The organism is Marinimicrobium sp. UBA4509, assembly GCF_002388575.1.
Classification (GTDB): Bacteria; Pseudomonadota; Gammaproteobacteria; order Pseudomonadales; family Cellvibrionaceae; genus Marinimicrobium; species Marinimicrobium koreense.
Window position 1 is genome coordinate 1 of record NZ_DGMV01000091.1, and the last position, 4,113, is coordinate 4,113.

Sequence of the window (4,113 nt, forward strand, 5' to 3'; positions counted from 1 at the left end):
GGGTTTACGGCGTGTCTTGAAAAGGTATCCCCCTTCCCGAACCGGTCGTGACGCTGCGATTGATTAAATGTTGACTAATGTTTCGAGAACGAAAACCGACAGGAGCAATGACAAAAATGAGCCAATACGATTACGATTTGCTGGTGATCGGCGCGGGGTCCGGTGGGGTTCGGGCCAGTCGGTTTGCGGCGCAGTTTGGGGCGAGAGTGGGCATTATCGAAGAACGCTACCTTGGTGGTACCTGCGTCAATGTCGGTTGCGTGCCCAAAAAACTGTTTGTGTTTGCTTCCCACTACCGAGAAACCTTTCACGCCGCCCCCGGTTATGGCTGGCACGCTGGGGCCATCAAGTTTGATTGGCAGGAACTGCGTGCAAACAAAGATCGCGAAATCGAACGGCTCAATCAGGTGTACGACAAACTGCTCAACACCGCTGGGGTAGAAATCATCAACGGCACCGGTAGCTTGGTTGACGGGCACACCGTCGCCGTAGGCGACAATACCTACACCGCCGAACGCATCCTGATTGCTGTGGGCGGTTGGCCCTGGATGCCGGAAGTGCCAGGTGTCGAGCACGCCATTAGCTCCAACGAAGCGTTTTATCTGGACAGTCTTCCCGAGCGCATCGTCATCGTTGGCGGTGGTTATATCGCGGTGGAGTTTGCCGGGATTTTTAATGGCCTCGGTGTTGAAACCCACTTGTGCTATCGCGGGGAGCTGTTTCTGCGTGGTTTCGATGAGGATATGCGGACGCATCTGGCGCAGGAGCTACCCAAGAAAGGCATCCACCTGCACTTTAACACCGACATCACTCGTATTGAGAAAAACGCGGACGATGTGCTGACGGTTCATACCGATCAGGGAAATACGCTATCGGTCGGGCAGGTCATGTACGCTACCGGGCGCAAGCCGAAAACCGATGGGCTCGGGTTGGAGAACACGGCGGTGCGGTTGAGTGATGCGGGCCGTATTCAGGTGAACGAGGAATTTCAGACCGACGAGCCGTCCATCTACGCACTGGGCGACGTGACCGGGCCCGATGAACTGACGCCGGTTGCCCTGGCTCAGGGAATGGCCCTGGCCCGCAACCTGTTCGGCGGCATGAATGAGCGGGTGGACTACCGGCACATTCCCACCGCGGTGTTCAGTCAGCCGCCCATGGCAAGCTGCGGTCTGACCGAGGAAGAAGCCAGAAAGGAGTGCGTTCACGTGGATATTTACCGGGGCGCCTTCCGCCCGATGCAATATACCCTGCCGGATCTGGACGAGCGGGCGTTGGTGAAACTGATCGTCGATCGGGATACGGACCGGGTGCTGGGTTGCCACATGGTGGGGCCTGAGGCGGGTGAGATCATGCAGGGCCTGGGTGTGGCCATGACCGCCGGTGCGACCAAAGCGGACTTTGATCGCACCATCGGTATTCATCCGACCCTGGCGGAAGAGTTTGTCACCCTGCGCCAGCCGGTGGCCCGCGTCAATGAGTGACGCGGTGCCCGTCTAAACGGCGGTTAATCGAAACGCACAATCAGGTTCAGCTGACGTTCTGACAACTGCTCCATTTCCTTGTTGAGCGCTTCTGCCTCGGCGACCTCTTTCTGGGTGCGGTCGGAAATGTCGCTGATATGCTGGGTGTTCTGTTCGATATCCACGGCCGTCGCCGACTGCTCCTCGGCGGCGGAGGCAATCTGGTGTGACATCTGATCGATTTTTTCCACAGCGGCGGAAATGGTCGACAGCGCCTGCTGTACATTGTCCATTTCGCCCACGCTACGATCGACCAGACTCAGACACTGCTCCATACTCTCCCCAGCTTGCCCCGTGGCTTCACCGAGCTTCTCAATGATGTTGCGAATGTGCCCGGTGGAGTCCTGGGTACGTTGAGCCAGGGTGCGCACCTCATCGGCCACCACCGCAAACCCGCGCCCCTGCTCACCGGCGCGGGCGGCTTCGATCGCCGCGTTCAGCGCCAGCAGGTTGGTCTGTTCGGCAATACCCCGAATGACATCCACCACCTTGGCAATCTCGCCACTGTCGGCGGTCAGACGCTCCAGTACTTGCCCCAGGTTGTCCACCTGCCGAGACAGGTCCCCGATCGCGCCGCTGGCGGTATTGATGACCGTGCCGCCGCGCTGGACTTCGCCAAGGGCACTTTGGGTGGCCACGGAGGTGTCCGAGGCGCCGCTGGCCACTTCCTGCACCGCCTGGGCCATCTGTTGCATGGCCACGGCCACCCGAGTGGTTTCCCGCTGCTGTTCGTCCATACCCCGGTGGGTTTGTGCTGCCTGCGCCTGCGCCTGCGCGGCGTGGCCGTGCAACTCCCGGGCGGATTCGCCAAAGCGCCCCAGAGCAGTGCGCAGGCGCGCCCGCAGCGCCAATTGCGCAAACTCGATTTCACCCAAAGCGTCACTGCGACCGGTGTAAATATAGGCCGCGATCGGGTCGTGCATAATGGCGCGGGCTCGGCTCAGGCTTTCGCTGAGGTGCTGTACCAGTAGTGCCTGGGTAGCACCACCGATGACCGCGCTCCCCAGTAGGGCGGCAAGCGCCACGGTCGGGGTCAGCAATCCCAGCAGCCAGCTGCCCAGTAATAGCACGAGCAATGCAATGCCGCCGATCTGAACCGGTGTTCGAGTCGCATGCCACAGGCTCAACCAGCGCGGACAGGCCGGCTTGCCGGCACGCATCCGTCGATAGCTCGCCTCGGCCCGGGCAACCCGCTCCGCGTCCGGGTGAACCCGCACCGACTCGTAACCCTGTACCTGGCCGCGGTCTTTGAGGGGGGTGACGTAGGCATCCACCCAGTAGTGATCGCCGCTCTTGCACCGGTTTTTGACAATACCCATCCAGGGCCGACCGCTTTTCAGCGCGCCCCACATCACACCGAAGACTGCCTCGGGCATTTCGGGGTGGCGAATCATATTGTGCGGCTGGCCGATCAGCTCGTCCCGGGTAAAGCCCGAAATTTCCTGAAAGGTGTCATTGCAGAACTGGATGGTGCCTTTGGTGTCCGTTGATGAAACCAGTTCATCGCCGGGTTTCACCGGAATATTGCGGCCGGTTACGGGGCCGTTGTTGCGCATACAGTGTCCTCAGCGGTTACCGCGATCACTTCTAGTCGGCGTTTGTTGGCCGATGTTAGATGAAACTACCCCTTTAAGGGTAGTCCTCCTACTGGCGTTATCGACCGCACGGACGTTAAGTTGAGTGAATTCTCACGCGTTCAGGCGGCGGCCAGTGCACGGCTCTGTTGGTTGGTCACAAAGGCCGCCAGGGCATTTTGGGTATCGGAAGGCAAGTCGACAAAAGACAGGCTGACCCGGGTCTGACGCCAGGGCCGCTGACTGAGATTGAACGCGCAGACGCGCACCCGGCAGCGAACCTTGAGCCCCGGGGCGACGGTGAATTCGCACAGCGGGAGTATGTCCCGGTGGTGCAGGAACGGCCGCCAGTCGCCGGTGAGTCCGAGTCGTATACCGCCCGCGGACAGGTTGAGGATTTCTCCGCACAGGGGGGAGAGCCCGGGTACACCGAGGCGGGCGCTGATCGGGTACCAGCCGAAGACGTCGAGGCGGGGCCAACGGCGTCGGGGGCCGAGATAGAACTGTTCGGGCAAGGGCAGGGCGAGCCCACCGCTTCTCTGGGGCGTACTCCAGCCCACCACCGGGGCACTGAATTCGAACAGGCGGCCGTTTTCGTGGTAGCTGACGGTCAGTTCGTCGCCAGGTTCGAGATTGAGTGCCCGGGGGAAGAGTTCGTCGAGCCAGAGGAGTTGCCGTTGGGTGTCGAGGGCGAGGATGAGGCTTTGGTATTCGCTGCCTTGATGGCGCACGGCGAGCAGTTGCCGACGTTCGGCGAGCGGGCGCAGGTGTTTGACGCACTCGGCTTCGGGCGCAGGAGCCTGTGGCGTGGGCGCCGGCCGCTCAGCGGGTTCGTTGGCGGAGAGTTTTTGCAGCAGTGCTCGCAACAGGGCCATAGGTGACTCGTATTCCAGGTCGATAAAACGGACGGTTCTTTGCCGGTTACGAGTGAGTTTGCAATGGGTGTGCCATATTGTGCAGATCGAAATTTTGGGACTTCGCAGAGAAGGCTGCGGGAGGGTAACCCCCTTTGGGGA

The 4,113-nt window shown here is 60.8% G+C and carries 3 protein-coding genes; 1 reads left to right on the forward strand and 2 read right to left on the reverse strand.

The features are described 5' to 3' along the window. Positions 1-116 precede the first annotated feature (116 nt). Positions 117-1,484, forward strand: coding sequence for a glutathione-disulfide reductase (gene gorA / locus B3520_RS17160; RefSeq protein WP_286806494.1), 1,368 nt, complete (start codon positions 117-119; stop codon positions 1,482-1,484). A 23-nt stretch (positions 1,485-1,507) separates the two neighbouring features. Here the strand turns inward: gorA and B3520_RS17165 are convergent, their stop codons facing one another. Both B3520_RS17165 and B3520_RS17170 read right to left on the reverse strand, forming a co-directional pair. Next, positions 1,508-3,079 (reverse strand): methyl-accepting chemotaxis protein, encoded by a 1,572-nt coding sequence (locus B3520_RS17165; protein WP_286876482.1) that lies wholly within the window; start codon positions 3,077-3,079, stop codon positions 1,508-1,510. Between the two features lie 140 nt (positions 3,080-3,219). After that, positions 3,220-3,972: a flagellar brake protein gene (locus tag B3520_RS17170; RefSeq protein ID WP_286806499.1), complete on the reverse strand. Its 753-nt coding sequence runs from the start codon at positions 3,970-3,972 to the stop codon at positions 3,220-3,222. Positions 3,973-4,113: the final 141 nt, after the last annotated feature.